Annotated in this window: 2 protein-coding genes and 2 pseudogenes; all 4 read right to left on the bottom strand. The window is 62.8% G+C overall.

Annotation, left to right across the window (positions count from 1 at the left end):
- Positions 1-5: 5 nt before the first annotated feature.
- Positions 6-929 (bottom strand): annotated as a pseudogene (locus WB528_RS18550) (ABC transporter substrate-binding protein); the annotation flags it as partial.
- 29 nt (positions 930-958) lie between these two features.
- Entirely contained in the window at positions 959-1,543 is a 585-nt protein-coding gene (locus tag WB528_RS18545; protein WP_423889849.1) for an amino acid synthesis family protein, read from the bottom strand.
- Entirely contained in the window at positions 1,540-2,493 is a 954-nt protein-coding gene (locus WB528_RS18540) for a UPF0280 family protein (RefSeq protein WP_423889848.1), read from the bottom strand. Before WB528_RS18540 ends, WB528_RS18545 begins: the two co-directional genes overlap by 4 nt.
- Positions 2,490-2,756: pseudogene (locus WB528_RS18535) on the bottom strand (6-hydroxynicotinate reductase); the annotation flags it as partial. The pseudogene WB528_RS18535 and the gene WB528_RS18540, both read right to left, overlap by 4 nt.

Raw genomic sequence — 2,756 nt, 5'->3', positions numbered from 1 at the left:
GGCTAGTCGTTGTACTTTGCTTGGTATGCCTTCAGGAAGGCGTCGTGCTCGGGCGTCTTGATCGAATACCAGGGATAGCCGGTGACGATCCAGCCCTCCGGCGTCTCATCCTTCAAGGGATCGAGATATTCAGGCTCGCCGGTCAGGAAACTGACCACCGCGCGATCCTTGAACAGGCCACGGGTGTTGCCTTCGCGCACGAGCTTCACGAGGTCTGCGCCGAAGGTCACGTTGAGGATGGCTTCCGGATTTGCGGCGGCCACCGCCTGCACCACCGGGCCCGCGTCGATCTTGCCCTGAGGCGGCCACTGCTCCTCGACCCACTGGATATCCGGCCGCTTCTCCGACATCAGCTTCTTGAACACCGCAACCGCCGACTGGCCGTATTCATAGTTCGGCGCAATGGTCGCCCAACGCTTGGCCGGCAGTTTCGCCGCGGCTTCCACCAGCATCGCCGCCTGCATGTAGTTGGAGGGACGCAGGCGGAAGGTGTAGCGGTTGCCCTTCGACCAGGTGATGGCATCGGTCAGAGGTTCCGAGGCCAGGAAAAACACCTTCTTCTGTTTGGCGAAGTCGCTGACCGCGAGTCCGATGTTGGAAAGGAACGTGCCGACCAGCATCGCGACATTTTCGCTCGACACCAGTTCGTTGGCCGCGGTCTGCGCGTCGGCCGGCTTGCCGCCATCATCCTTGGAGATGACGACGAGCTTCTTGCCGTTGATGCCGCCCGCGGCGTTGACCTCCTCGACCGCAAGCTGCCAGCCCTTGCGATAGGGTTCGGTGAAGGCCGGCAACAGCGAATAGCTGTTGATCTCGCCAATCTTGATTTCGCCGCTCTGCGCCCTCGCGCTCTGAATCGTGGCGCCTTGCGTCAACCCTGCGAAGGTCAAAGCCAGTGCCGCGCCCAATAACCCGTTGCTCCGTTGCATGCCGAACCTCCAGCTTCGATCCAATAGAACTATCGCAACCCGTCTTCGCCTTTGATCTCGCCGACCGTCAAGCCGCCGACCCTTGGCAGCGGCCGGCCGCTATCGGTGACCGCCAGCGCAACCATGATCTCGTTGGCGCGCGGCGCATCGTTGATCTGCACTTCCATGCCATCGAAATGGCTTCTGACAAAGGCTGCATCCTTGTGACCGAGTGGAATATCGAGGGTGGTGCCGGGGCCGCTGCGCTTCTTTGACGACGGGATCAGCGCCGCCCCCTTGCCCAGGCGTTTGCGCACCGGTGTTCCCATTTTTGGATGCAGAATCGCGGCCGCATGCTCCAGTTCGCCATTCTCGCCGACCGCTGCTGCCTTGCCGTAGCTGTGCACCTTGGCGCCGTCGATCCCTAAGGCCGCGACCGCTTTTTTCGCCAGCAATTCACCAAGCTCCTCGCCGATCGCAATCAGCGGGGAAAGGTCTTCCACATATCGCCCCGCAAAGGGGTTTTCAATCACCGCAATCGCGGCCGCACGCCGCGTCGGTGGGTTCACACCCTTCCCCATTTCCATCAGCGTCTCTTCGACGACGGTAACAATCTTCCGTATGACTACGCTCATGCAGGCACCCTATTCCTCAGATGACGGCAACCGTGGAATGCTCGTGCCGGCATCATACTTTCGTTGATCTGCCGTACCGGCCGGCCAGCGACATTCGTATCCAGGTTTTTCGCGCCGATGGCGCACGTTTCGCCACATAATTGCAAGACCGCAGCCTCGATCAAGCCGTGTGCGAGTAGTTGGCGGGCCTTGGCAGCACCGGCCTCCAACGCGACGGCAATCTCGGACTTTTCCAGGAGACCGACGTCTCGCGTCACCAGCCGAGCGCCGAGATCGCTGTCCGGCTGAACCTGGTTTGCCGGGCAGCGGATAACGGCGGGATGGCCGGGCAGATCGACGGCATTGGCAATGATCGTGGCCGCCGCGTCGGCTTGGGCTGCGGTGCGCGCCAGCACGGTCACCGCATCGGCAATGCCGAGCGAGAAACTGCGCCCATGCCGGCCGCTGGTTGCAATGCCACGCGCGGGATCGCCAGCGCGGATGTTTGCCGTTCGCATCAGACCAGGCGTATCGGGCCGGTCGATCAGGCCGACGGTGAATGCTTCGCCAGCGCTCAAATGCAATGCAATATCGCCGCCGTTGTTGACATAGGCACGCCTCAGCGGCGCGGCCTGCACCATGGCGGCGAGGATTTCTTCCGCCACGCTACCCGCGACGGCTGCCATCGGCGTGATGAAATGATCTCGCGCAAATGGCGCTACCGCCGCATGCATGCGCCGCGCGACGACGCCCCGCAATATACAAGCGTTCGGATCCGCCACCGTCCTCAACAAAGACAATTCATCACAGAGCTCGTCGAGCAGACCGGTGAAACGGTCGATCGCAGCGCCATAGGCCGCGTGGAGATTTGCACCAGCACCGTGCGCTTCCACGATCAGGTCGATCGGACCATCCTGCAAATGCAGCCGCTTGCCGTCTTTCAACCACCCGACCTGCGGCTGCCGCGTCATGGCCGCACTCCCGCTTTGGGCGATGGCGCCGTCACCAGACGCGCTTCGCCCGCTTTCAAGGACGCCAGCGGGCGAACGTGATCCATATGGCCGCCCAGCGCGGCATAATCGGACAATCGCATTGTGAACTCGATCGGCGCCACCAGCGCCGGCGTCGGCACGTAACCAAACGCACCCGCCGGCAGCCGCGTGACGTCGACCATGAAGGTGATGCCGCCGCCCGGCCAGACATAGACCGGCGCGCCACCGCTCGTGACCCGCGT

Origin of the sequence: Bradyrhizobium sp. (assembly GCF_049586575.1) — a bacterium.
In the GTDB taxonomy this organism is placed as follows: Bacteria; Pseudomonadota; Alphaproteobacteria; order Rhizobiales; family Xanthobacteraceae; genus Bradyrhizobium.
This window is presented reverse-complemented; position numbering and strand designations above follow the sequence as displayed.